Origin of the sequence: Paraburkholderia heleia NBRC 101817 (genome assembly GCF_000739775.1) — a bacterium.
GTDB classification, from domain to species: domain Bacteria; phylum Pseudomonadota; class Gammaproteobacteria; order Burkholderiales; family Burkholderiaceae; genus Paraburkholderia; species Paraburkholderia heleia.
On sequence record NZ_BBJH01000086.1, the window covers coordinates 1 to 2,069 of the forward strand.

Here is a 2,069-nt window from a genome sequence, read left to right on the forward strand (position 1 = left end):
CGCGAAAGCGGTAGGCGCGGCGCAGGCCGCCAGGCTCACGCTGCTGCGTGGCGCGGCGCTCGTGGCGTCGCCATGGAAGAACGGCGGCGGCGTCACGCGCGAGATCGCGGCGGCGCACGTGACATCGCACGCCGGTGCGCCACTGGACGGGTTCGCGTGGCGCGTGAGCGTGGCCGATGTCGCGCAGGCGGGGCCGTTCTCGCGCTTCGAGGGCGTCGATCGGACGCTCGTGCTGCTCGAAGGCGCGGGCATGTTGCTCGACGAGGCGGGCCACACGCATGTGCTCGCGCAACCCCTGGACGTCGCGCGTTTCGCCGGGGAAACCGCGATCGACGCGCGCCTCGTGAACGGCGCCACGCGCGACTTCAACCTGATGGTGCGCCGCGACGCGGCGCGCGGCACGCTCGAAGTGTGGCGCGCGAACGAGCGGCGCAGCGTGCAGGCGCAAACGGTATTGCTGTATTGCGCGCAAGGCGCGCAGGACGTGCGCGTGGATAACCAACGCCACGTTCGTCTCGAAGCGGGCGACACGCTGCGCGTCGATACGCTCGATGCGCAATGCCCCTTGCAGATCGAAACGCGCGGCGCGGGCGCCTTGCTTGCCGTGGCGCTGGACGTGCTCGGCACGCCACGGCAAGACACTACGGAAACGGCATCGCGCGATGCTTTGCATACCTGATGAAACGCACTCTCTGGCAAAACCTCAACCTGTGCCCGCATGGCGATCCGGGGCATGTCGTCGAGAACGCAGCGATTGCCGTGGAAGACGGCAAAGTCGCGTGGCTCGGCGCCGCTGCCGAATTGCCCATGCCATTCGCCGAGTGGCCGTGCGAAGACCTGGGCGGCGCGTGGGTCACGCCCGGTCTCGTGGATTGCCACACGCACCTCGTCTACGGCGGACAGCGTGCCGATGAATTCGCGCAGCGTCTTGCCGGCGTGAGCTACGAAGCAATCGCGCGGCAGGGTGGCGGCATCGTCTCGACGGTGCGCGCCACGCGCGCGGCGGACGAAGCCGCGCTGTTCGCGCAGTCGGCAACGCGCCTGGAAGCGTTGCTCGCCGAAGGCGTAACGGCCGTCGAGATCAAATCGGGCTATGGCCTCGATCTTGCGAGCGAACGCAAGATGCTGCGCGTCGCGCGTCAGCTCGGCGATCGTTATCCGGTTACGGTTCGCACGACGTTTCTCGGCGCGCATGCGTTGCCGCCCGAGTTTGCGGGCCGCGCCGACGACTATATCGACGAAGTGTGCGAACGCATGCTTCCCGCGCTCGCCGACGAAGGGCTGGTGGACGCGGTCGATGTGTTCTGCGAACGAATCGGCTTCTCGCTCGCTCAGAGCGAGCGCGTATTCGAGGCGGCCGCACGGCGCAAGCTCGCAGTCAAGATGCATGCTGAGCAGCTCTCCAATAGCGGTGGTGCGGCGCTCGCGGCGCGTCACGGCGCATTGTCCGCCGATCATCTGGAGTTTCTCGACGAAGCGGGCGTCGCCGCCATGAAGCAAGCGGGCACCGTGGCGGTGCTGCTGCCGGGCGCGTACTACTTCATCCGCGAAACGCAGCTTCCGCCGCTCGACTTGCTGCGGCGCTACGCGGTGCCGATCGCCATTTCGACCGACAGCAATCCGGGCACCTCGCCCGCCACTTCGCTGCTGCTCATGATGAACATGGCGACCACGCTGTTCCGCATGACCGTGCCCGAGGTGTTGCAGGGCGTGACGCGGCATGCCGCGCAGGCTTTCGGCGACGCAGAGCGTCACGGCACGCTCGCGGCTGGCCGTCCCGCTGACTTTGCCGTGTGGACGGTGCAGTCGCTGGCGGAACTGGCTTACTGGATTGGCCGTCCGCTCTGCGCCCGCGTGGTGCGCGGCGGCGAGACCGTCTTTGAGCGTCGCGCACTTGAGCGTCGCGTTTGAGCGCTATTTTCAGCATGAATCACACCATTGAAACGAATCCGGCTTCGCACGCGCTCTTCGCCGAGTCTGCCTATTTGCCCGACGGCTGGCGCCGCAACGTGCTGCTCGAATGGGACGCCGCGGGCACGCTGCGCAACGTGACGCCCGATCTGGCGCAA

Annotated in this window: 3 protein-coding genes; all 3 read left to right on the forward strand. The window is 67.7% G+C overall.

The genetic code is table 11. The features are described 5' to 3' along the window. Positions 1–40 precede the first annotated feature (40 nt). Entirely contained in the window at positions 41–679 is a 639-nt protein-coding gene (locus BHE01S_RS35730) for a HutD/Ves family protein (protein WP_042273205.1), read from the forward strand. After that, entirely contained in the window at positions 679–1,911 is a 1,233-nt protein-coding gene (gene hutI, locus BHE01S_RS35735) for an imidazolonepropionase (RefSeq protein ID WP_042273202.1), read from the forward strand. The genes BHE01S_RS35730 and hutI overlap by 1 nt, the downstream gene beginning before the upstream one ends. A 14-nt stretch (positions 1,912–1,925) precedes the next feature. Next, on the forward strand, positions 1,926–2,069 hold a 144-nt coding region (locus tag BHE01S_RS40020; RefSeq protein ID WP_167337739.1), incomplete at its 3' end, for an amidohydrolase family protein.

What these genes read in the sequence shown, in the direction of transcription:
- hutI (WP_042273202.1), top strand. Translation starts at nt 679, where the DNA reads ATGAAACGCACTCTCTGGCAAAACCTCAACCTGTGCCCGCATGGCGAT.